This is a genomic window from Bifidobacterium sp. FKU (assembly GCF_026016385.1).
Lineage (GTDB): Bacteria > Actinomycetota > Actinomycetes > Actinomycetales > Bifidobacteriaceae > Bifidobacterium > Bifidobacterium infantis.
This window is the reverse complement of record NZ_CP092888.1, coordinates 2,365,591-2,389,605: the sequence shown is the minus strand read 5'-3', so window position 1 is coordinate 2,389,605 and position 24,015 is coordinate 2,365,591. Positions and strand designations below refer to the sequence as shown.

Sequence of the window (24,015 nt, the reverse complement as noted above, 5' to 3'; positions counted from 1 at the left end):
GAATCGGCGGTTTTCCGCTGTCTGGTGAGGGAGGGTGCTGAGGCATAGCGAAACGGTGCCGATATTTCATATATGTTAAGGACGTTGACAAAATATCTCCCGAGACTTATCCTAGGTGCGTCCACCTCGCAGACGTGGCGGGCGCATCCAGGATCATAATTTCAAAGGAGAGACAATGAGAAGAAGAACCGCATTGAAGGCGGGCGCCATCACGTGCGCCGTCGCCTTGCTGGGTTCGCTGGCTGCATGCGGCGGCAGCAAGGAGCCGACCACGACCGCCGACGGCAAGCCGATCGTGAGCGTTCTGGTCGTGAAGAGGCCGGCCACGGACAAGATCGCCAACATGCAGTGGGCCAAGGACCTTGAGGCCGACTGCGACTGCAAGATCGAGTGGCAGGAGGTCAGCGAGGACGCCTGGGCCCAGCAGAAGAACGCCACCCTGGCCGCGGGCAAGATTGCGGACGTCAGCCTCCATGCGTTCTTTCCCGCCAACGCCGCGCAGTTCCCGGGCCTGTTCGAGGATCTGAGCAAGGATCTCGACAAGATGCCGAACGTCAAGCAGTTCTTCAAGGAGAAGCCGGACGCGCAGAAACTCACCACCGATCCCGAAGGCCACATGTACGCCCTGCCTTCGTCCCGAGGCAAGTCCTACTCCGGCACTGGCCAGCACATGTTCATCAACAAGACCTGGCTTGACAAGCTGGGCCTGCAGGTGCCGACCACGTGGGACGAGCTGGAGAACGTGCTCAAGGCGTTCAAGACCCAGGACCCGAACGGCAACGGACAGGCCGACGAGATCCCGATGAACATCAGGAAGCTCGACAGCTACTTCACCTACTACAGCCCGATGCTGCTGCTCAACTCCACCGGCATCGTCACCGGCTTCAACAAGGGCGCGTCCCCGACCGGCTTCTACGCCAAGAACGGCGTGGTCAAGAGCTTCCTGACCTCCGACGAATACAAGGAGGTCGTCAAGTACTACCACAAGCTCATCTCCGAGGGCCTGATCCCCGCCGACTGGGCCACCAAGACGTTCGATGCGTGCGATACCGACCAGCTCAGCGACGGCAAGACCGCGAAGACCGGCGTGTCGTTCGGATGGTCCCAGGATGCGAGCTTCGGAACACTCAAGGATCAGTACATCCCCATCCCGGTGCCGTCCGCCCCGGGCGTCTCCCCGGACAAGACCGTGTGGGACGGCTCCTCGAGCGAATTCGACGCCGCTGGCCCCGCCGTCTCCGCGCGCGCCGCCAACAAGGACGCCACGCTGAAGCTGCTCAACCTGATGTACTCCGAGAAGTACTCCGTGCAGCAGTTCTACGGCTCCTTCGGCAAGACCGTGACCAAGACCGGTGAGCACGAATACACCGTGGACAACGACAAGCTTATCGAGATGCGCAAGAAGAACACCTCCCCGAGCCTGTCCTACCCCGCCGGCTGGATTCCCGACGAGGTCACCATCAAGGGCGATGCCGGTAGCGACGCCCTGTACCAGGCGAGCAAGGTGTATGAGAAGCAGCGCAGCAACTTCGATCCCGTCAAGGACTACATTCCGGACTACGTGAACCCGGACGCGGACGACAACACCACGTTGGCCAGCAACTACAACCAGATTTCCAACGTCGCCATGCAGAAGACTGCTACTTGGATGTCCAAGGGTGGTATTGACGAGGAGTGGGATGCGTATTGCAAGCAGCTCGACAGCCTTGGTCTGCAGGAGAACGTGAAGATCTGGCAGAAGTGGTACGACATCTACACGAAGAAGTGATGTAGCGGTTCCGCCGTTGCATGAGCGGGTCGTCCCGTCCGTCGCGCGTTCGCGTGGCGGGCGGGACGGACGTGGGAAGGATTTTTATGTCTGTGGTGAAGCAGGGTGAAGTGGTGGATAACGCGTTGGCGGCTCGTTCCGCGCCGTTGCCGGTGCGGTTGGGGCGTCATTTCCGTCGGTACGGCGCGTTGTGGCTGATGACGTTGCCGGCGTTGGTGTTCGTCGGTCTGTTCGCGTACGTGCCGATGTACGGTCTTCGTCTCGCGTTCTATGATTTCGATCCGGTCGAGGGTCTGATGGGCGGCAGGTTCGCGGGGCTGCGGTATTTCGAGCAGTTCTTCCGGTCGGGCATGTTCGTGAACATCATGGTCAACACGTTGCGGATCAGCCTGTGGACGCTGGTCATGGGGTTCATCGCCCCGATCGTGCTGGCGTTGCTGATCAACCAGATCTCGTCGTCGAAGATCAAGGGGTTCGTGCAGACGGTGACGTATATGCCGCACTTCATCTCGACGGTCGTGATCGTGTCGATGATCAACATCTTCCTGTCGCCGAGCACGGGCATGATCGGGCGCCTGTTCCCGGGCACCGACCTGTTGGGCGAGCCGGGGCTGTTCACGCCGATCTACTGGATCAGCGAGGTGTGGCAGCACATGGGTTGGAACTGCATCATCTATCTGGCGGCGTTGAGTTCGGTGGACCTGTCCCTGTACGAGGCCGCGAAGATCGACGGGGCCGGTCGTCTGCAGCTCATCCGCTACGTCGATATCCCGGCGATCATGCCGACGGTGGGCATCATGCTGATCATGAACATGGGTTCCGTGCTCAACGTGGGCTTCGAGAAGGTGCTGTTGATGCAGAACCCGATGAACCTGTCCGTGTCGGAGGTCATCGCGACGTACACGTACCGCATGGGTATTCTGGGCAACCAGTTCAGCTACACGACGGCCATAGGCCTGTTCAACACCGTGGTCAACTTCTTCTTCCTGGTGCTCGCCAACTTCATTTCGAAGAGGGCGTCGGACACCAGCATCTTCTAGCGGGCGGGAGGGTCCATTATGACAAGCACATCCATCAATCCGGCGCCGGTCCGCGGCGCGGGGTCGGACGACATCCCGTTCAACCCGAAGCTGAGGCAGAGGAGGAGCGTGTCCGACTGGGTCGTCGACATCGTGATCTGGCTGTTGATCGCGTTGGTCGTGGTGGCGATCGTCTATCCGATCTGGTTCATCGTGATCGCCTCGGTCTCGGACCAGACGATGGTCAGCCAGGGCAAGGTGTTCCTGTTGCCCGCGAAGATGAACTTCGGCGGTTACGCCAAGGTGTTCACCGATTCGAGGATCTGGGTCGGCTACCGCAACACCATCTTCTATTCGGTGGCGGGCACGGCCCTGAACATGCTGGTCACGATCCCGGCGGCGTTCGCGTTGTCTCGCCGCGAGTTCAAGCCGCGCCGCGTGATCCTGTTCCTGATGACGTTCACGATGTTCTTCTCGGGCGGCATGATCCCGAGCTTCCTGCTGTACAAGCAGCTGGGTCTGCTGAACTCGGTGTGGGTGTTCATCCTTCCGGGCGCGGTGAGCGTGTGGAACCTGATCGTGGCGCGTTCGTTCTTCGAGAGCTCGATCCCGGAGAGCCTGCACGACGCCGCGCAGATCGACGGCCTGGGGTATTTCGGGTATTTCCTGCGGATCGTGCTGCCGTTGAGCTCCGCGATCCTGGCGGTGATGACGTTGTATTACTTCGTGGGTCATTGGAACGACTTCTTCACTGGCTTGGTGTACATCCGCGACGCGGACAAGCTGCCGTTGCAGAACGTGTTGCGTTCCATCCTGTTGTCGAACCAGACGAACATCACCGGTCAGAGTTCGGGTGGCATGGACGTGGTGCAGCAGCGTGATTTCGCGAACCAGATCAAGTACGGCGTGATCATCGTGTCGACGTTGCCGTTGCTGGTGTTGTATCCGTTCCTGCAGAAGTATTTCAACAAGGGCGTGATGATCGGTGCCGTGAAGGGCTGATCGTCGGGGGTTTCGTTGCACGACACACAACGAAACCCGCCCGTGACGTGTAATGCCATTGGCGGCTCCATGAGAGTGGATGCCGCCAATTGTTTTGTAGCGATCCATGCGGCTTCCCGCATGAAGGAGGTAGGGGCTTTATGAAGCGTCTGGCTGTGGGGTATGAGTTCATCTGCCGGATCATCATGATGGTGGCTGTGGTGAATGTCGCCTTCGTGCTGCACACGCTGCTTGGCTTTGTCTTGGGTGGGCTGTTTCCCTCCGTGGCCGCGTCGTATTCGGTGTTCCGCCAGTGGCTGCTCGATGTCGAAGATCGCTCCTGGACCATCAAGCGTACATGGACGACGTTCCATCAGGCATGGCTGGAGGAGATCGGCGCGGCGAATCAGCTGGGGTGGCCGCAGACGATCATCTGGCTGCTGCTCATCTGGGAATACTGGTTCGTGCAGAACAACGACCTGGGCTATGTGGGGACCGCCGTATCCGGCGTGCTGTTGGTGCTCAACGTGCTGTACGGCCTGTTCGTGTTCCTCAGCTGGTCCGTGCACATCAATTTCAATGAGAATCTGCTATGGACGGTGCGCACGTCGCTGGTCATGGTGGTCGCACGCCCGTTGTGCAGCTTCATTGTGCTGGCTCTTTTCCTCGCCACGGTGTGGTCCTACTACACGTGGCCCGGTCTGATGATGGCGTTCGGGCCGGCGGTGCCGATCTTCTTCACCATGGTGGCCGTGTATTCGTGGGGCAAAATGCCGGGCATGGACGTGCGGGTGATTGAGCCGTTGGAGAAGAAACGATGAGGCAAGGACGACGGATTCGACGTCGCCAGATTCATTCCCCGTTGTCTTTCAGTATGAATAAACTGATTCCGCTTGGCGATACCTGATGGCAACCTGATTGTCTGTCATCTGTTTCAAACGATATGAATATTCCAAGGAAGGAAGCGCACTGTGAGCGTTATCACCAAAGTCAGCACGTATGATTTCCGGTTCCCGACATCGGCCACGTTCTCGGGCTCCGATGCCATGAACCCCGATCCGGATTACTCCTCCGCCTACGTCGTCGTCTCCACGGATGCCGGTGACTCCGGCAATGGATTCGTCTTCACCATCGGCCGTGGCAACGATGTCGTCGTCCGGGCCATCGACTCCATGTCCGAGACCCTTATCGGTCGTAACGTCGAGGAACTGCTCGACAACATGCGTCTCGCATGGGATCTGTTCGTGCGCGATTCGCAGCTGCGCTGGCTCGGCCCTGAGAAGGGCGTCGAGCACATGGCCATCGGCGCCGTGCTTTCGGCTCTGTGGGACCTCAAGGCCAAGCGCGCCGGCAAGCCGCTCTGGCTGCTCCTTTCCGAGATGGAGCCTGAAGAGCTCGTCGCGACGCTTGACTTCCGTTACCTGACCGACGCCCTCACTGCGCAGGAGGCCATCGATATCCTGCGCGCCGCCCAGGAAGGCAAGGCGGAGCGTATCGCCCACCTCAAGGAAGTCGGTTATCCGGGATATTCGACCGCCGCCGGCTGGCTCGGATACTCCGACGAGAAGATGGTCCGCCTGGCCAAGCAGGAGACCGAGGTCATGGGCTTCAAGCAGATCAAGCTCAAGGTCGGCCAGAACCTCGAGGACGACCTGCGCAGGCTGAAGCTCGCCCGTGAAGCGGTCGGCCCGGACATCGCCATCGCCGTCGACGCCAACCAGGTCTGGGACGTGCCGCAGGCCATCGAATGGATTGGCAAATTCAAGGACTACGACCTCGCATGGGTCGAAGAGCCCACCTGCCCGGACGATGTGCTCGGCCATGCCGCGATTCAGAAGGCCATCGACCCCATTCCGGTGGCCACCGGCGAACAGATGCAGAACCGAGTCATGTACAAGCAGTACCTGCAGGCCGGCAGCTTCAAGGTCATGCAGATCGACGCCACCCGAGTCGCCGGTCCCCAGGAGATCGTCCTCGAATACCTGCTCGCCAAGAAGTTCGGCGTCAAGGTCTGCCCTCACGCGGGCGGCGTCGGCCTGTGCGAAGCCGTCAGCCAGCTCGCGATGTTCGACTATGTGTCCGTCTCCGGCGAGATGGAGGACCGCGTCGTCGAATACGTGGACAACCAGCATGAATACTTCGTGCATCCGACCGTCATCAAGAACGGACGATACGTCGCTCCGCTCACTCCGGGCAACGGCACGGAGATGAAGATCGACGAATGCATGAAGTACCTGCACAAGGACTGACCGGTCGGGAGGACCTGAGATGGACCTGCATCTTAAAGACAAGGTGATCATCGTCACCGGAGGCTTCAAAGGCATCGGCAAGGGCATAACGCTGCGCTTGGCCGAGGAGGGCGCCATTCCTGTGGTGCTGAACCGTGATGACGGTGCCGGCGACGAATTCCGACAGGACATTGAACGAATCACCGACTCGTATGACACGTATCTGATCGACCTGAACAACACCGACGACATCGCCCCCATCGTCAAGTCGGTCATGGAGAAGCACGGCCATATCGATGGCGTGGTCAACAACGCCGGAAGGAACGACAATCTCGCGCTCGAGACCACGTCGTGGCGTCAGTTCGAGGAGTCGATTCACGGCAACCTGACCCACTACTACGAGCTGGTCCATCAGTGCGTGCCGGCGCTCAAGGCCAGCAAGGGCTCGGTGGTCAATATCGGTTCCAAGACCGCATTGACCGGTCAGGGCAAGACCAGCGCCTACGCCGCCGCGAAGGGCGCGATTCTGGGACTGACCCGCGAATGGGCCGCCGCCCTCGCCCCGGACGAGGTCCGGGTCAACGCCGTCGTCGTGGCCGAGGCCTGGACACCGCTGTACGCACAGTGGATCAAGACGTTCGGCGACGAGCAGGCGCAGCGCGCGCAGCTTGAGAAGATCACCAGCAAGATCCCGCTCGGCCACCGCATGACCGAGACGTCGGAGATCGCCGACACCGTGGCGTTCCTGCTGTCCGACAGGTCGTCGCACACCACCGGACAATGGGTCTTCCCCGACGGCGGATACGTCCACCTCGATCGGGCACTCGGCTAGGAGATACCGCACAGGGGATCATCGGTTCGTGTTCGCGCGTCCGGATCCCCTGTTTTCGATTCATCGCTTCAACACCGCTCGGCCCGCGGATTTCTTCGCCGCCGCAAGCGCAACGACCACCATATCGTCGAAAGGAAAATATCATGACCAGCAACGCCATGTTCGAAGGCGTGTTCTGCCCCTCCATCACCATCATGAACGCGGACGGAACCATAGATTACGACAACTGGGGCAAGCACCTCGACCACCTCGTCGACGCGGGCGTCGACGGCGTGCTGCTGTTCGGCAGCATCGGCGAATTCTACGCCATCGACGTCAAGACGAAGGCGGAAGCGGCTCGCTTCGCCGTCTCGAAGGTCGCCGGACGCATGAAGGTGCTCGTCGGCGTGGGAGACACCAACCTGGACAACGTGAAGGCGTTGGCGGCGGAAAGCGAAGCGGCCGGAGTCGACGCGCTGCTCGCCGTGTCCCCGTACTACTTCGGCCCGTCCCCGGATTGCGCGAAACGGTACTTCTCGGCGGTGGCCAAGGCGACGACCCTGCCCGTCGTCCTGTACAACTTCCCGGCCCGAACGGGCAACGACCTCACGCCCGAGCTGGTGGCCGAACTCGCCGGCGAGAACCCGAACATCGTCGGCATCAAAGACACCGTCGACACCATCAGCCACACCAGGAAGGTCATCGCGGCCGTCCGCAAGGTGAACCCGTCGTTCAGCGTGCTGTCCGGATTCGACGAGTATTACATCGTCAACCGGATCAGCGGCGGCAACGGCGTGCTGAGTGGTCTGACCAACGTGGAACCCGAGACGTTCGTCAAACTGCACCGCGCATGGGAGGCCGGCGATCACGCCGCGGTCGTCGAAGCGGCCGAGCGCGTCTCCTACCTGATGCGCCTGTACGACACCGCCGACCTGTTCATCAGCGCCATCAAGGGCGCGGTCAAGGCCAAGGGACTGCCCATCGACACGTCCGTCCACGAGCCCGCCGTGCAGCTGACCGACGAGCAGTATCGCACCATCCGCGCCATCCTGGACAAGTGACGGTCGAATAGTCCCGAAGACGGACAGGGAGGAACGATGCTGAAGGGAATACCGCCGATCATACAGCCCGATCTGCTGAAGATACTCAGCGAGATGGGCCACGGCGATGCCATAGTCCTTGCGGACGCCCACTTTCCCGCCGAATCGGTGGGCGTCCGATCCCACGTGATCAGGTATGACGGCCAGCCCATCGAGCCGCTGCTCGACGCGGTGCTGCAGCTGATACCGCTGGACCAATACACGGAACACCCGGTGCTGCTGATGGACAAGGTTCCCGGAGACACCGTGGACACCCCGATATGGGACCGGTACCGTCAGGTCATCGACAGGCACGAGCCCGGCAAGCAAGCGGGCATCGGGATGCTGGAACGGTTCACCTTCTACGAGGAGGCCGGCAGGTCCTATTGCATCGTCGCCACCGGCGAACAATCGCAGTATGCGAACATCATCATCAGAAAAGGCGTCATTCGCTAATAACCGAATAGGAGCAATATAATGAACAATCCTGCAGATGCGGGCATCAACCTGAACTATCTCGCGAACGTGCGCCCATCGTCGCGCCAGCTTGCCTGGCAGCGCATGGAGATGTACGCCTTCCTGCACTTCGGCATGAACACCATGACGGACAGGGAGTGGGGTCTTGGGCATGAGGATCCGGCACTGTTCAACCCGCGGAACGTGGACGTGGACCAGTGGATGGACGCGCTGGTGGCCGGCGGGATGGCCGGCGTCATCCTGACGTGCAAGCACCACGACGGATTCTGCCTGTGGCCGTCCCGATTGACGCGGCACACCGTCGCCTCGTCGCCGTGGCGTGAAGGCAAGGGCGACCTCGTTCGTGAGGTCAGCGAGTCCGCCAGGCGTCACGGACTGAAGTTCGGCGTGTACCTGTCCCCGTGGGACCGCACCGAGGAATCCTACGGCAAGGGCAAGGCGTACGACGACTTCTACGTCGGCCAGCTGACCGAGCTGCTCACCCAGTACGGGCCGATCTTCTCCGTCTGGCTTGATGGCGCCAATGGCGAGGGCAAGAACGGCAAGACCCAGTACTACGACTGGGATCGTTACTACAACGTCATCCGTTCGCTCCAGCCCGATGCGGTGATTTCCGTGTGCGGCCCCGACGTGCGCTGGGCCGGGAACGAGGCCGGGCATGTGCGCGACAACGAATGGAGCGTCGTGCCCCGCCGCCTGCGTTCGGCGGAACTGACCATGGAGAAGTCGCAGCAGGAGGATGACGCATCCTTCGCCACCACGGTCAGCTCCCAGGACGACGACCTCGGCAGCCGTGAGGCGGTCGCCGGATACGGGGACAACGTCTGCTGGTACCCGGCCGAGGTCGACACCTCCATCCGCCCCGGGTGGTTCTACCACCAGTCCGAGGACGACAAGGTCATGAGCGCCGATCAGCTGTTCGACCTCTGGCTTTCCGCGGTAGGCGGCAATTCATCGTTGCTGCTCAACATTCCTCCCTCGCCGGAAGGTCTGCTCGCCGAACCGGATGTGCAGTCGCTCAAGGGATTGGGCCGCCGCGTCAGCGAGTTCCGTGAAGCGCTGGCCTCGGTCCGCTGCGAAGCCAAGACCAGCAGCGCCTCCGACGCCGCGGCGCATCTCGTCGACGGGAATCGGGACACGTTCTGGCGCCCGGACGCCGACGATGCGGCCCCCGCCATCACGCTCACCCTCCCGCAGCCCACGACGATCAACGCCATCGTGATCGAGGAGGCCATAGAGCACGGTCAGCGCATCGAGCATCTGCGCGTCACGGGTGCGCTGCCTGACGGCACCGAACGCGTGCTCGGCCAGGCCGGCACGGTGGGTTACCGGAGGATACTCCGCTTCGACGATGTCGAGGTGTCCTCGGTCACCCTTCACGTGGACGGTTCGAGGCTTGCGCCGATGATCAGCCGCGCGGCTGCCGTGCGCATCTGAGGGCGTATAGGAATATAAAGGCGGTAGCACCATGAAACTCACTTTCGATGGGATTTCCCCGCACTGGGAGGAAGGAATCCCGTTCGGCAACGGTCGCATGGGGGCGGTCCTGTGCTCCGAACCGGACGCGGATGTGCTGTACCTCAACGACGACACCCTCTGGTCGGGCTATCCGCATGCGGAGACCTCGCCGTTGACGCCCGAGATCGTGGCCAAAGCCCGTCAGGCGTCGTCGCGCGGCGATTACGTGTCGGCCACGCGGATCATCCAGGACGCCACGCAGCGGGAGAAGGACGAGCAGATATACGAGCCGTTCGGCACGGCCTGCATCCGGTACTCGTCGGAGGCCGGCGAACGGAAGCATGTGAAGCGCAGCCTGGACCTCGCGAGGGCCCTCGCCGGCGAATCGTTCCGGCTGGGCGCCGCCGACGTCCATGTCGACGCATGGTGCAGCGCTCCCGATGATCTGCTGGTGTATGAGATGTCGTCGAGCGCGCCGGTCGATGCGAGTGTGAGCGTCACCGGCACTTTTCTCAAGCAGACCCGGATATCGTCGGGGTCTGATTCCGATGCGCGTCAGGCCACCCTCGTCGTCATGGGGCAGATGCCCGGGCTCAATGTCGGATCATTGGCCCATGTCACCGATAATCCATGGGAGGACGAGCAGAACGGCATCGGGATGGCGTATGCCGGTGCCTTCTCCCTCACCGTCACGGGCGGCGAGATCACGGTGATCGATGATATTCTGCAGTGCTCGGGCGTCACCGGCTTGTCGCTTCGGTTCCGCAGCCTGAGCGGGTTCAAGGGCAGCGCCGAACAGCCGGAGCGGGACATGACGGTGCTCGCCGATCGACTGGGCGCGACCGTCGCCGCATGGCCGTCCGATTCGCGGGCGATGCTTGACCGTCACGTCGCCGACTACCGCCGGTTCTTCGACCGGGTCGGCGTGCGTCTCGGCCCGGCCCATGACGACGACGAGGAGGTGCCGTTCGCCGAGATCCTGCGCTCCAAGGAGGATACGCCGCACCGTCTGGAGACGCTCTCCGAGGCGATGTTCGATTTCGGCCGATACCTGCTGATCTCCTCGTCCAGGCCGCATACCCAGCCGTCGAATCTGCAGGGAATCTGGAACCACAAGGACTTCCCGAACTGGTATAGCGCCTACACGACGAACATCAACATCGAGATGAACTATTGGATGACCGGCCCATGCGCCCTCAAGGAGCTCATCGAACCGCTCGTCGCCATGAACGGGGAGCTGCTGGAACCGGGGCATGATGCGGCCGGCGCCATCCTCGGATGCGGTGGTTCCGCGGTCTTCCACAATGTCGATATCTGGCGCAGGGCGCTGCCGGCGAACGGAGAGCCGACGTGGGCGTTCTGGCCGTTCGGCCAGGCGTGGATGTGCCGGAACCTGTTCGATGAGTACCTGTTCAACCAGGATGAGTCGTATCTGGCTTCCATCTGGCCGATCATGCGGGACAGCGCGCGATTCTGCATGGATTTTCTGTCGGATACGGAACACGGTCTGGCCCCGGCTCCGGCGACATCGCCGGAAAACTACTTCGTCGTGGACGGCGAGACGATCGCCGTCGCCCACACCAGCGAAAACACCACGGCCATCGTGCGCAATCTGCTCGATGATCTGATCCACGCGGCGCAAACCCTGCCCGACCTGGATGACGGCGACAAGGCCTTGGTGCGGGAGGCGGAATCCACCCGCGCGAAGCTGGCGGCTGTCCGCGTGGGATCCGATGGCAGGATCCTCGAATGGAACGATGAACTCGTCGAGGCGGATCCGCATCACCGTCACCTGTCCCACCTGTACGAACTGCATCCGGGCGCAGGCATCACCGCGAACACCCCGCGTCTGGAGGAGGCCGCCAGAAAGTCCCTCGAAGTGCGTGGCGACGACGGTTCCGGCTGGAGCATCGTGTGGCGCATGATCATGTGGGCGCGTCTGCGGGACGCTGAGCACGCCGAACGCATCATCGGCATGTTCCTCCGCCCGGTCGAAGCCGACGCCGAAACCGATCTGCTTGGCGGCGGCGTGTATGCCAGCGGCATGTGTGCGCATCCCCCATTCCAGATCGACGGCAATCTGGGCTTCCCCGCGGCTCTGGCGGAGATGCTCGTCCAGAGTCATGACGGCATGGTGCGCATCCTGCCCGCGTTGCCCGAGGATTGGCGTGAAGGCAGCTTCCATGGCCTGCGCGCCAGGGGAGGCCTTTCGGTGGATGCCTCCTGGACGGACGACGCCATCGAATACACGCTGCGCTGCACGAAGCCCGCGACGATCACCCTGATCGTCGATGGCACCGACGCGACGCAGGTCCGACTGTCTCCCGACGAGCCGTTCAAGGGGCTTGTCCGCAGGTAGATCATCCAAAACCATATCGGCACGGATGAGCTGACCAAGGTGGCCGTCCAAGACGGCTTCGTCCCCGCGGCGCATCCGCTGGACTGACGAGGACCGCGCAAACGATGTGGCCCCCACCTCCTGTGAGGAGGTGGGGGCCACATCGTTTGCGCGGTGGATTATCGGATCAATTCTGATCAGATCAGCTCGAGATCGACGTCGAGGCTGATCGGCTTGTCCGCCGGGATATGGTACTGGGGGTGCACCGGCGACATCCAGGAATCATCACCGCCGACGCCCATCTGTGCGGCAAGGACGCGCAGGAACATGTGCTTCGGCTTCGGCAGCTCGTCCTGATGCTGGGCCTCCTCGAGCATGAAGCTGGAGTACGGCAACAGGCTTACCGCGAACGGCGCGGCGCCATCGGCGCGGCTGACGCGCATGCCGTGGCCGTGATCGTCGGTAATCTCGGCCCAACGCACATCCTCATGGTTGCCCGTCTCCTGCGGCATGAGGTACGGCGCATGATCGGCGAAGGCGTTGGTGCTCCACACGCCGAGCTTGGCGTGTTTGCGGTCCAGGTACGTCTCCTCCGGGCCGGTGCCGAAGAACCTCAGGTTCGTGTACTGCACAGGCAGCGTCCATTCGATGCCGAACGCCGGGATGGTGGGCAGGTCACCCTGCTCTCCAGGGTATTCGACGTGCAGGTTCACGCGGCCATCGGTGTGGGCCGTGTAGGAGACGGTCACCTTGGTGCGCTGCGCGGTGGCGAGCTCGTACGTGTACGTGCCCTTGAGCGTGCTGTCGTCGATCTGCTCGAGCACGTTGTCCACGCAACGGGCGTAGCGTCCGGCGCCCAGCCACTGGACGCGCTCGAAGCCGTGACCGGCACCGCGATCGTTGTCGGTCAGCGGACGGAAGGTGGTGATTGCGGGACGGCGCAGCACGAACTCGTTGCCGGCGAAGGTGTAGGAGACCATGCCGCCCTGGGTGCGCGACAGCAGGACCTCGCGTCCGGCGCCTCGCACGCCGGCGTTCCAACGGCCCACGGTGATGGTCCCATCGGCCGGCTTCGTGTCGGGCGTCGCGGTGGCGTCCGCGGGCACCACGGCCTGTCCGAAGGCGAGCTCGTAGCCGCTTTCGGCCCAATCGGTCGCCTTGGCGAGACGCTGCGAAACCTGCAGCACCAGTTCGCGGGCGTCGGCGCGGTACGCCGCCACCGGCCATGCGACATCGAACGTGCGGGTCTCACCGGCGGGCACGTCGAAACGTCGGGTGGACTGCCAGACCGGCTTGCCGTCGGCGAGAACGCTCAGGACGAACACGTAGTCGCCGGTGGCGGTGAACAGGTTGTCGTTCTTGACGGACACCGAGTCCTTCGTCACGTCGATGTGGACGTTCGAGTACAGCTGCTTGACTTCCTGGGCCTTGGGGGAAGGCTTGCGGTCGGCGAACAGCAGGCCGTCGCCGGAGAACTCGTAGTCGGACGGACGGTCGCCGAAGTCTCCGCCGTAGCGCAGGCTCCTGGTGCCGTCGGGCTGGGTGGCGTAGATGGCCTGGTCGATGAAGTCCCAGATGAAGCCGCCCTGATACTTCGGGTAGCGTTCGAGCGCCGTGTATTCGTCCATGTTGCCCACGGAGTTGCCCATGGCGTGCATGTATTCGCAGGAGAGGTACGGCTTCTTCGGGTCGTCCTTCAGGTACTTCTCGATCTCGTCGGCATGCGAGTACATGCGGGTCTCGATGTCGGTGACGTCATCGTAGTCACGGTTGTGGGTCACGCCCTCGTAGTGCACCGGACGGTTCGGGTCGATGTCGTGCACGTGCTTGTACATGGCGCGGAACACGTCGCCCACGTAGGATTCGTTGCCCAGCGACCAGATCAGCACGCTCGGGTGGTTGTAGTCACGGCGCATCATGCTGTTGACGCGGTCGACGCAGGCGCCTTCCCATTCGCGCTTGCTGCCCGGCACGATGGTGTCCTCGGTGAGGACGTCTCCGGGCAGGGACCAGCTGCCGTGGGCTTCGAGGTTGGCTTCGTCGATCAGGTAGATGCCGTACTCGTCGCACAGTTCGTACCAGCGTTCCTGGTTCGGGTAGTGCGAGGTGCGGATGGAGTTGATGTTGTGGCGCTTGCAGAAGACCACGTCATCGATCATGTCCTGCTCGGTGATGGCGCGGCCGCGTTCGGCGTCGAACTCGTGGCGGTCGGCGCCCTTGAACACGATGCGCTTGCCGTTGATGGTCAGGATGCCGTCCTCGATGCGGAAGCGGCGGAAACCGACCTTCTGGGACGTGCATTCGATGACGTCTCCCGCCTGGTCGATGACGTCGACGTCAAGTTCGTACAGTGTCGGGCTTTCGGCGCTCCAGGGTTCGATGCCCGGCAGCGGCCCGCTGGAGATCGCGGTCTGCGCCTCCGCGTCGCCCGTCGTCTGCCACACCGTGTTGCCGTCGGCGTCCTTCAGGGTCGCGCGGACCGTGGCCGCGTCGGTCGCGTTGAGCACGGTCAGCGCGGCATCGAGGGAGGCGGTGCCGGCCTCGGGATCCCAATCGGCTTCGATCTGCGTGTTCTCGATGTGCACATGCGGGCGGGCGGCGAGTTCGACGGAGCGGAACAGGCCGTGCAGACGCCAGAAGTCCTGATCCTCAAGCCAGGAGGCGCTGGAGTATTCGTAGCAGGCGACGGCCACGACGTTCTCCCCGTCGTGCAGCAGCCCGGTGATGTCGAACTCGTTGGGCGTGAAGCCGTCCTCGCCATAGCCGACGAACGCGCCGTTGACCCACACGTAGATCGCCGTGGCCATGCCGTGGAACACGATCGACACCGATCCGCCGGCCTGCTTGGCGTTTGCCACGGGGGTGGAGACGGTGAACTTCCTGCGGTAGAGCGCGACGTGATTGTTTTCCGGGATGTTCGGTTCCAACGGGTTCTCGTGGCCGTCCCACGGATACTGGACGTTCACGTACTTGTGGTTCATCAGACCGGCCGTCTGCAGGTGGCCCGGAACCTGGATACGCTCGAACGAGGAGTCGTCGAACGACTCGGCCGTCGAGGGTTCCTCTTCGAGGTTGATGTCGGCGGCCTGAACGACCTCGACCCGCCACTCGCCGTCAAGGCTCTGCTTGAGATCGGACCATTGTCCGCTCTGGGGGTCACGGGCATACCACTTGTGGCTGGAATGGGCCGGAGTCCGGTTCACCTCGAACACCGTCGGGTCGGTCAGCCAAGCCTGCGATGCGCGATCGACATGTGTGACGTCTGTCATGTTCTCCTGCTTTCTGTCATTACCTCGTTGTGAATGATATTATGGAAGAGGCCGGGGCCTCCTTTACCGAAAAGGATAAACAGTGTTTATATAAAACGCAAATCACGTTTACCGCTTCCAAATCATTGGCACTGCTTGCCGTCGACGCTGCGCCGCGTCCATGCAATGTCTCGGTTCAGCTCATGTTATCCCATCCTTGCGACACGCTGTTTATCTCCGTTTACTAATGTTTTTTACTTTCGGTGATAAAACTTGTATGCTTACTTTACAAAATCAATGAGTGATTCCATGCTCTGGGTTCTTAAGGAGAAGATTAATGAGCAACGAAAATGTCGCGGACGGTGACGTCCGCAGGAAGAGCGGGTTAGGCCAGCGCATCGCCTACGCGTTCGGCAACCTCGGTCAGGCCGCCTTCTACAACGCGATGAGCACGTACTTCATCGTGTATGTCACCAGCTGCCTGTTCTCGGGCGTTGACAAGGCGCTGGCGGCCAAGCTGATCGGCGTCATCACCAGCCTCGTGGTGATCATCCGCATCGCCGAGATCTTCGTCGATCCGCTGCTGGGCAACCTGGTGGACAACACCAACACCAAGTGGGGCCGTTTCCGCCCGTGGCAGTTCTTCGGCGGTCTGGTCTCCTCCGTGCTGCTTGCCGTGGTTTTCAGCGGCATGTTTGGCTTGGTGAACGTTAACTCCACATTGTTCATCGTGCTGTTCGTCATCACGTTCATCGTGCTTGACGTGTTCTACTTCCTGCGCGACATCTCCTACTGGGGCATGATCCCGGCGTTGTCCTCCGACTCCCACGAACGTTCCACCTACACTGCCCTCGGCTCCTTCACCGGCTCCATCGGCGGCAACGCCATCACCATCCTCGTGATTCCGGTCGTCACCTATTTCAGCTGGGTGTTCACCGGCGAGAACGCCGAGCACCAGTCGGGTTGGACCGCTTTCGGCATCATCGTCGCGGTGCTCGGCATCATGACCGCCTGGACCGTCGCCTTCGGCACTAGGGAAAACCAAAGCGCCCTTCGCGCCAACGCCGAAGACAACGGTGGTCCGTTGCAGGCGTTCAAGGCTGTGTTCCAGAACGACCAGCTGCTGTGGGTCGCCCTGTCCTACCTGCTGTACGCCATCGCGAACGTGACCACCACCGGTGTGCTTCTCTTCCTGTTCAAGTTCGTCCTTGACAATCAGGCCGCTTTCTCCGCGACCGGTGTCATCGCCATGATCGCGGGCCTGGTCATGTCCCCGCTGTACCCGATTCTGAACAGGTACATTCCGCGCCGCTACCTGTACATCGGCGGCATGGTCTCCATGATCGTGGCTTATGTGATGCTCGCCCTGTTCTCCAGCAACATCGTCCTGGTCTTCATCGCGCTGGTGCTCTTCTACGTTCCCGGCACGCTCATCATGATGACGGTCATCCTCTCCCTGACCGACTCCATCGAGTACGGCCAGCTGAAGAACGGCAAGCGCAACGAGGCCGTTACGCTTTCCATCCGCCCGATGCTCGATAAGATCGGCGGCGCTCTGTCGAACGGCATCGTCGGCTTCATCGCCCTTGCGGCCGGCATGACGGGTGACGCAACCGCCGCCGATATGACCCCGACGAATATCCACGTCTTCAAGATCTGCGCGTTCTATGCCCCGCTCATCCTGATCGTGCTCAGCCTGGTGGTGTTCGTCTCCAAGGTCAAGATCACCGAGAAGATGCACGCGCAGATCGTTGACGAGCTCGAAGCCAAGCTCGCTTCCGGCGAGATCGTCGACGATGAGGCGCAGCCCGTGGCGGCCGCCGAAGCCGCCGCAGCCGTCGGCGATGAGACGCAGACAGTCAAGAACTGATCTCCCGTTCCCATCCCTCCCATAAGGCCCGTCCGCCTGAACCGCAAGATGCGGTCCATAGCGGACGGGCCTGTTCGTTCCTGCGATCGGCGGTCATGTCCAGGCCCATGCCCATGCTGGTTCGGGCCTTGAGGTCGGAGCCGGCGGTGTGTCACCTGTCGGCAAGTGATTATCTAATAGAGATAGTTCCATGCTCTGGATTCTTAAGGAGGAGACTAATGAGCAACGAAAATACCGCGGTCGGCGACGTCCGCAAGAAGGGCGGGCTCGGCCAGCGCATCGCCTACGCATGCGGCAACTTGGGGCAGGCTGCCTTCTACAACGCAATGAGCACGTACTTCGTCACGTACGTCACCAGCTGCCTGTTCGTCAGCTACAGCAAGGCTCTCGCCGCCCAGATGATCGCCGTCATCACCGGCCTGATCGTCGTTATCCGCATCGCCGAGATCTTCATCGATCCGTTGCTGGGCAACCTCGTGGACAACACCACCACCAAGTGGGGCCGTTTCCGCCCGTGGCAGTTCATCGGCGGTCTGGTCTCCTCCGTGCTGATCATGCTCATCTTCTCCGGTATGTTCGGACTGGTCAACGTGAACACCACGCTGTTCATCGTGCTGTTCGTCATCACGTTCATCGTGCTCGACGTGTTCTACTCCCTGCGTGACATCTCCTACTGGGGCATGATTCCGGCGTTGTCCTCCGACTCCCACGAACGTTCCACCTACACCGCCCTCGGCACCTTCACCGGCTCCATCGGCTACAACGGCATCACCGTCATCGTCATCCCGATCGTCAGCTACTTCACCTGGACGTTCACCGGCGCCAAGGGCCAGGGCCAGGCCGGATGGACCTCCTTCGGCTTCATCGTCGCGCTCCTCGGCCTGATCACCGCCTGGGCCGTCGCCTTCGGCACCAAGGAAAGCACTAACGCGCTGCGCGCCAAGGCCCAGAAGAACGGCAACCCGTTCGAGGCGTTCAAGGCCCTGTTCCAGAACGACCAGCTGTTGTGGGTCGCCCTGTCCTACCTGCTGTACGCCATCGCAAACGTCATCACGACCGGTGTGATGTACTACCTCTTCGTGTTCGTGCTTGACGAGCCGGCCGCCTTCTCCGTCACCGGCATCATCCCGCTGATCGCCGGATTCATCATGGCGCCGCTGTACCCGATTCTCAACCGCTGGATTCCCCGTCGCTACCTGTTCGCCGGCGGCATGGTCTCCATGATCATCGGCTACACGATGCTCGCCCTGTTCTCCAGCAACCTGCCGGTCGTCATCGTCGCCCTGATCTTCTTCTATGTGCCTGCGCAGTTCATCCAGATGACCGCGATCCTGTCGCTGACCGACTCCATCGAGTACGGCCAGCTGAAGAACGGCAAGCGCAACGAGGCGGTCACCCTGTCGGTGCGTCCCATGCTCGACAAGATCGGCGGCGCGATGTCCAACGGTGTGGTCGGTGCCGTTGCCCTCGCGGCTGGCATGACCGGTCATGCCACGGCAGCCGACATGACCGCGTCCAACATCACCACGTTCAAGACCTTCGCCTTCTACATCCCGCTTGTTCTCATCATCCTCAGCCTCGTCGTGTTCTGGTTCAAGGTCAAGATCGACGAGAAGATGCACGCGCAGATCGTTGACGAGCTCGAAGCCAAGCTCGCTTCCGGCGAGATCGTCGACGATGAGGCGCAGACCGTGGAGGCCGTCGAGGCCATCAACGAGGAGACGCCGGCGGCCAAGAACTAATCTCCCGCTCCCAATCCTCCCATAAGGCCCGTCCGCCTGAACCGCAAGATGCGGTCCATAGCGGACGGGCCTGTTCGTTCCTGCGATCGGCGGTCATGGACACACGCCCCCAGTCTCTCGCTGATGGGCTGCTTAGTTGTGCTGTGCAGGAATGCCAGCTAAAAGAAGAGAAGCGCCGAACCGCGAAAGCGCCTGTCGGCGCAAGGGCCGCTCGCGGCGGCAAAAAATGGAGCCCGGGGCTTAAGCACGGTCCGACGCGGATACCAAGTATAGCTTGCGATGGGTCTCGCCGCGCCGGGGAAGGGGTGGTGTTGGCCGGTAGCTGATTGTTGGGGTGCGGTTGGTGGGTCTCTCCCTCAGTCACGGGCATCGCCCGTGACAGCTCTCTCATCAGAGGGAGCCCGGAGCAGGGTTTACTCCAACCGTCCGCGACGCCAGAGGTTGGCGCCGTGCTGGAAATCCTTGGCGGTGGCCATGAGGCTGCCGGCGGTGTGCATAAGGCGGGCGGCTTTGGTGCGCACCGCCTTTTCATCGGCATCCGAGGAGAAGGCGCCATTGGCCTCGGCCCGGGTCACCATGCGCCGCGCCTCCATACGCAAGCCCAACGCCACCACATCGGTAAACGCCGCCGCACGTTCAAGCGCCACGGCAAAATCGCCCACAAAAGCACCGGAGAGAATCGAATCGGCCAATCGCACGATGTCATCTTCACTGGGAGCCTGATCCACGCCGGCGATGGCGGAGGCGGTAGTGGCCACCGGCTCGCCCAAACGCCACAGATGCGCGATTGAGTCGCGATTCGATCGCATCCACGTACGCAGCATATACAGTCGCCACAGCACACCAGGCAGCGAATCCGGCTCAGCATCGCTCCACAGTTCGGCGATTTCATCCACGCCGACCGTCTCCACCAACGTGAGCACCCGCTCAACAACCGCCGGGTCCTCGCTATGGCGCACACGATCCAGCAATGCGGCAGCGGACAGATGGCTCATCTCGCTCAACGCCTGCGGGTCCATGCCACCTGCCAATCCATCGGCCACAGCCGGGTCGAGCTGAGCCGGGCGCGAGGGGCGTGAAGAACCCATGCGAGCAGGTCCGAATGCCGCTCCGGCCGCACGCAGCGAGCCGAAGCCTGGGCCCAGACTGCCGGCGGCACCATTGTGCGCGGCATGAGCCGCGGCGGCAGCGGCCGAGGAGTTGGATGAATCAGGAAATGCGGGTCTAGTAGACAAGCGGTTGAACCTTCTGAATATCGATGATTTTGGGACCATGAGGCGTCGGAGTGATGAACAGCGCCACCGCCGTGCCGGTCGGCATAAACGGTGTCTTGGCAATCAGGCGTTTGCTCAGAGACGGCGCAACGCACATGCTGCGCAGGTGTTCGAACATACCCCCAATCACTGGCCGGTGCATGCATATCGCTGTAGGCTGACGGCGCTCAAGTGCGAACTCGATTTCGCTGAGTAGACACTCCCATGCGGTGTCCGGCGCAGCGGCGTATGCATCTTCGGTGAGCGGGTCGAGATGAACCATGTCTCGTCCGGTCTGCCACGCGAACATCTCCAATGTCTCCTGGCAGCGCACCCAAGGCGACGTGGCCAGTCGGGTCGGATTGAAACACGCCAGCTCGCGGTTCAGCGCGTATGCCGCAGCCGCGCCGCGCGGCGTGATCGGACGGTTCTCGTCCGAGCCCTTCCACAGCTTGCGCGCTTCTGCCTTGCCGTGGCGCACGATAATCACCGGCACGGCGTCAAGCGCGCCCTCCTGCACCCGGTCAACGAATAGCGCAAGGATGTCCTTATCGGTGGAATGGCTGAGTTTCTTGCGGGCCTTAGCCGGCGTCAACCACAGGACTTCGTCGATTTCGCCGATGTCCGCCCGATGCACCGGGCCGAACGCATGGGTGCGCCGCAGATTGTCGATGGCGCTGATTGGCGTGGCCATCCAGAACTGGATGTGCTTGGTGTCCGCCGACCGATCCTTGGTATGGCGCTGTTTGATGCCCTCTTCGGACAGCGGGTACTCGATGTCACCCAGATAGGGGCCAAGCTCCACGGACAGGCCCGATTCCTCGCCGATCTCGCGCACGGCGGCATGCCGGTGTGATTCGTTTGGATCGACCTTGCCTTTCGGCCAGCTCCAGTCGTCGTATTTCGGGCGATGCACGACGCACAGTTCGATGCGGTTGAGTACGTTGTCCGCCGTGGCTGGGCTGTCGGCCTGTGCCGGGTCCGGGGTGGGAGCCGCGTCCGATGCGCCGGGTGCTGCCGTGGTCTCGCCGTCAGAATCCGTGGTGTTCGCGATGATGGTGCCATCGGTGGCAATATTGGATTTCACTGATGGAGATGATGCCTGCGTCGGCTCGGCATCATCCTTCCACCGGTACAGAATACCGCCGGCGGCTTCCACGATTCGTCTCATACTGTTCGTACCCATCTCTTGTATTGTAGGTCACGTTGGACCGCTGCTACGTAGTTTTGCGCATGGAACGACGATGCCCGGCATCCTCTCGAAAGAGGAGCCGGGCATCGTAACCACCCTCAGTCAGCTTGCGTTGACAGGGAGCATCGAGTGAAATCAGTTGTGCGAATTGGGGCGGCGCTGGTGCTTGCGAATCAGGTATTCCTGACTATCGACCAGCGGGCGGCCCTCGTCGTCCTTGGTGTGCAGCACATATGTGCCGTCGGGCTGCATGTGCCAGCTCATGGTGGAGTCGGCCATCTGCAGGTCCACGTACTTGATGAGCCCGTCAATCTGCTCCGGGGCGGTGACACGCACCAGAGCCTCCACACGGCGGTCAAGGTTACGGTGCATGAGGTCAGCCGAACCGATGTAGACCTCCGGGCCGGAAGCCGGACCCTCGCCGATCTGCGGGCCGTCCGCATTGCAGAAGGCGTAGATGCGGGAGTGCTCCAGGAAGCGGCCGAGAATCGAACGTACGCGGATGTTCTCGGACAGACCGGGAACGCCGGGCTTCAGAGCGCAGATGCCGCGCTCCACGATGTCGATCTTCACGCCGGCCTGAGAGGCACGGTACAGGGCGTCGATGGTCTTCTCGTCCACGATGGAGTTGACCTTGATCTTGATCCAGGCCTCCTTGCCGGCGCGGGCGGCGTCCTCCTCGCGGCGGATGCGCTGGATTAGACCGGTGCGCACGGTGCGCGGGGCCACCAGCAAACGGTGGAAGCTGGACTTCGGCGCGTAACCGGAGAGCTGGTTGAACAGACGAGTCAGATCCTGGCCGACCACCGGGTCGCAGGTCAGCAGACCCAGATCGGTGTACAGTCGCGCGGTCTTCGGGTTGTAGTTACCGGTGCCTACGTGGCAGTAGCGGCGTAGACCGTCCGCTTCCTGACGCACGACTTCGATGAGCTTGCAGTGGGTCTTCAAGCCCACGATGCCGTACACCACGTGCACGCCGGCGCGTTCGAGCTTGCGGGCCCACGCGATGTTGGCGTCCTCGTCGAAACGAGCCTTGATTTCCACCAAAGCCAGCACCTGCTTGCCGGCATGAGCGGCGTCGATCAGGGCGTCGATGATCGGCGAGTTGGAGCTGGTGCGGTACAGGGTCTGCTTGATGGCCAGCACCTTCGGGTCCGCGGCGGCCTGCGCAAGGAAGGCCTGCACGGAAGTGGAGAAGGAGTCATAGGGGTGATGCAGCAGGATGTCGCGCTCGCGGATGGCGGCGAAAATATCCTGTGCGCGGGAGGACTCGACCTCGGCGATCTGACGGTTCGTGGTCGGCACGAACGGACGGTTCTTCAGGTCCGGGCGGTCCACGCTGCCGAGCTCAAAGAGCACGGTCAGGTCCAGCGGGCTGGGCAGACGGTATACCTCGTCCTGGCTTACGCCGAGCTGGTCGGCGAGCAGCTGGGAGAGGAACGGGCTCGTGGTGTCCGTGATCTCCAGGCGGATCGGCGGTCCGAAGCGGCGGCGCAACAGCTCCTTCTCCATGGCGTTGAGCAGGTTCTCGGCGTCATCCTCTTCCACGTCGATGTCCTCGTTACGAGTCACGCGGAAGGAGCAGGCCTCCTTGATGATCATGCCCGGGAACAAGGATTCCAGATGCGCGGCGATGAGCTTTTCCATGGCGATGAAGCCGTAACGCTCGTCCTTGGACTCCTCGTCGGTCATGTCGTCCACCGGCACCAGGCGCGGCAGGTTGCCCGGGATCTTGACGCGGGCGAAGTGCGACTTGCCGGAAGCCGGGTTCTCCACAATCACGGCCAGGTTGATGGAACCGCCGGAAATGTAGGGGAACGGGTGGGCCGGATCCACGGCGAGCGGCGTCAGGACCGGGAACACCTGCTGGCGGTAGTAGCGCGAGAGGCGCTCCTGCTCGGAGGAGGTGAGCTTGTCCCACGTCAGCAGGACGATGCGCTCCTTCTCCAATTCCGGCAGAATGGTGTCGATCGCGTAATGTGCGTGCTCGTCTTGCAGACGGTGTGCGGTCTCGCTGATCGCGCGCAGCTGCTGACGCGGGCTCAGGCCGGCGGCAGACGGCACGGCGATGCCCGAGTCGATACGGCGCTTCAGACCGGCGACGCGGACCATGAAGAACTCGTCAAGGTTCGAGGCGAAGATCGCGGCGAAGTTGGCGCGCTCGAGCAGGGGCATGTCTTCGTTCTCCGCACATTCGAGCACGCGCTGGTTGAACTTGAGCCAGCTGAGCTCGCGGTCGAAGAAACGGTCCTTGGGCAGCGGTGCCTCGCCTTCCTGATCGACGCGGCGGTCGTTGTTGTCGTTTTCGGCAATATGCTCTGCGATTTGGCTGCGCAGAATTGCCTTCGAGGGTGCGTCAAATATCTGTGCCATAGCCTATATCGTAAGCTCTGGCGTGGCCGGAAAACGACTGAACGCGCCAGAATTCAACGGGTGTTCATGTTAGTTCGGTGTTGGTTGGTTTTGAGTGTGCTAGCGTGCTTGCGACACGCCGTGAGCGGCGGTGAAACGAACGAAACCGAACATCAGACGGGTTCGATGTGAACAGTTC

At 62.1% G+C, this 24,015-nt stretch carries 16 protein-coding genes; 12 read left to right on the top strand and 4 right to left on the bottom strand.

The genetic code is table 11. The features are described from left to right. Positions 1-175 precede the first annotated feature (175 nt). The 10 genes from MMB48_RS10730 (at position 176) to MMB48_RS10685 (ending at position 12,180) form a co-directional block, all read left to right on the top strand. Positions 176-1,768 (top strand): ABC transporter substrate-binding protein, encoded by a 1,593-nt coding sequence (locus MMB48_RS10730; protein WP_136527126.1) that lies wholly within the window; start codon positions 176-178, stop codon positions 1,766-1,768. A gap of 86 nt (positions 1,769-1,854) precedes the next feature. Then, the gene (locus MMB48_RS10725) at positions 1,855-2,808 is read left to right on the top strand and encodes an ABC transporter permease (protein ID WP_012578570.1); all 954 of its coding nucleotides are present in this window, start codon (positions 1,855-1,857) and stop codon (positions 2,806-2,808) included. Positions 2,809-2,826: 18 nt separating this feature from the next. Further along, positions 2,827-3,789 carry a carbohydrate ABC transporter permease gene (locus tag MMB48_RS10720; protein WP_012578569.1) on the top strand — a complete coding sequence of 321 codons (963 nt, stop codon included), beginning with the start codon at positions 2,827-2,829 and terminating at the stop codon, positions 3,787-3,789. A 140-nt stretch (positions 3,790-3,929) separates the two neighbouring features. After that, entirely contained in the window at positions 3,930-4,589 is a 660-nt protein-coding gene (locus MMB48_RS10715; RefSeq protein WP_012578568.1) for a YesL family protein, read from the top strand. A 150-nt stretch (positions 4,590-4,739) separates the two neighbouring features. Next, positions 4,740-6,017, top strand: a complete 1,278-nt coding sequence (locus tag MMB48_RS10710) for an enolase C-terminal domain-like protein (RefSeq protein WP_032743864.1) — start codon at positions 4,740-4,742, stop codon at positions 6,015-6,017. 19 nt (positions 6,018-6,036) lie between these two features. Continuing rightward, a complete protein-coding gene (locus tag MMB48_RS10705) occupies positions 6,037-6,828 on the top strand; it encodes an SDR family oxidoreductase (protein ID WP_012578566.1) in 792 nt (263 codons plus the stop codon). Between the two features lie 143 nt (positions 6,829-6,971). Beyond that, positions 6,972-7,868, top strand: a complete 897-nt coding sequence (locus tag MMB48_RS10700) for a dihydrodipicolinate synthase family protein (RefSeq protein WP_032743865.1) — start codon at positions 6,972-6,974, stop codon at positions 7,866-7,868. 36 nt (positions 7,869-7,904) lie between these two features. Further along, positions 7,905-8,342 (top strand): RbsD/FucU family protein, encoded by a 438-nt coding sequence (locus MMB48_RS10695; protein WP_032743866.1) that lies wholly within the window; start codon positions 7,905-7,907, stop codon positions 8,340-8,342. A gap of 45 nt (positions 8,343-8,387) precedes the next feature. Continuing rightward, a complete protein-coding gene (locus tag MMB48_RS10690; RefSeq protein ID WP_409337984.1) occupies positions 8,388-9,800 on the top strand; it encodes an alpha-L-fucosidase in 1,413 nt (470 codons plus the stop codon). Positions 9,801-9,831: 31 nt separating this feature from the next. Then, the gene (locus MMB48_RS10685; RefSeq protein ID WP_032743868.1) at positions 9,832-12,180 is read left to right on the top strand and encodes a glycosyl hydrolase family 95 catalytic domain-containing protein; all 2,349 of its coding nucleotides are present in this window, start codon (positions 9,832-9,834) and stop codon (positions 12,178-12,180) included. A gap of 176 nt (positions 12,181-12,356) precedes the next feature. Here MMB48_RS10685 and MMB48_RS10680 read toward each other — a convergent pair whose 3' ends face one another. Then, entirely contained in the window at positions 12,357-15,428 is a 3,072-nt protein-coding gene (locus MMB48_RS10680) for a glycoside hydrolase family 2 TIM barrel-domain containing protein (protein ID WP_032743869.1), read from the bottom strand. A 316-nt stretch (positions 15,429-15,744) separates the two neighbouring features. On the opposite strand from MMB48_RS10680, the gene MMB48_RS10675 reads away from it, so the two are divergent. Further along, positions 15,745-17,277: a glycoside-pentoside-hexuronide (GPH):cation symporter gene (locus MMB48_RS10675; protein WP_032743870.1), complete on the top strand. Its 1,533-nt coding sequence runs from the start codon at positions 15,745-15,747 to the stop codon at positions 17,275-17,277. Between the two features lie 218 nt (positions 17,278-17,495). After that, positions 17,496-19,019 carry a glycoside-pentoside-hexuronide (GPH):cation symporter gene (locus MMB48_RS10670; protein WP_012578559.1) on the top strand — a complete coding sequence of 508 codons (1,524 nt, stop codon included), beginning with the start codon at positions 17,496-17,498 and terminating at the stop codon, positions 19,017-19,019. A gap of 413 nt (positions 19,020-19,432) precedes the next feature. Here the strand turns inward: MMB48_RS10670 and MMB48_RS10665 are convergent, their stop codons facing one another. The 3 genes from MMB48_RS10665 to MMB48_RS10655 form a co-directional block, all read right to left on the bottom strand. Next, positions 19,433-20,254, bottom strand: coding sequence for a hypothetical protein (locus MMB48_RS10665; protein ID WP_032743871.1), 822 nt, complete (start codon positions 20,252-20,254; stop codon positions 19,433-19,435). After that, complete coding sequence (locus MMB48_RS10660; RefSeq protein ID WP_032743872.1) at positions 20,244-21,443, bottom strand: NUDIX hydrolase; 1,200 nt, start codon at positions 21,441-21,443, stop codon at positions 20,244-20,246. The genes MMB48_RS10665 and MMB48_RS10660 overlap by 11 nt, the downstream gene beginning before the upstream one ends. 156 nt (positions 21,444-21,599) lie before the next feature. After that, a complete protein-coding gene (locus tag MMB48_RS10655; RefSeq protein WP_032743873.1) occupies positions 21,600-23,837 on the bottom strand; it encodes an RNA degradosome polyphosphate kinase in 2,238 nt (745 codons plus the stop codon). Positions 23,838-24,015 lie beyond the last annotated feature (178 nt).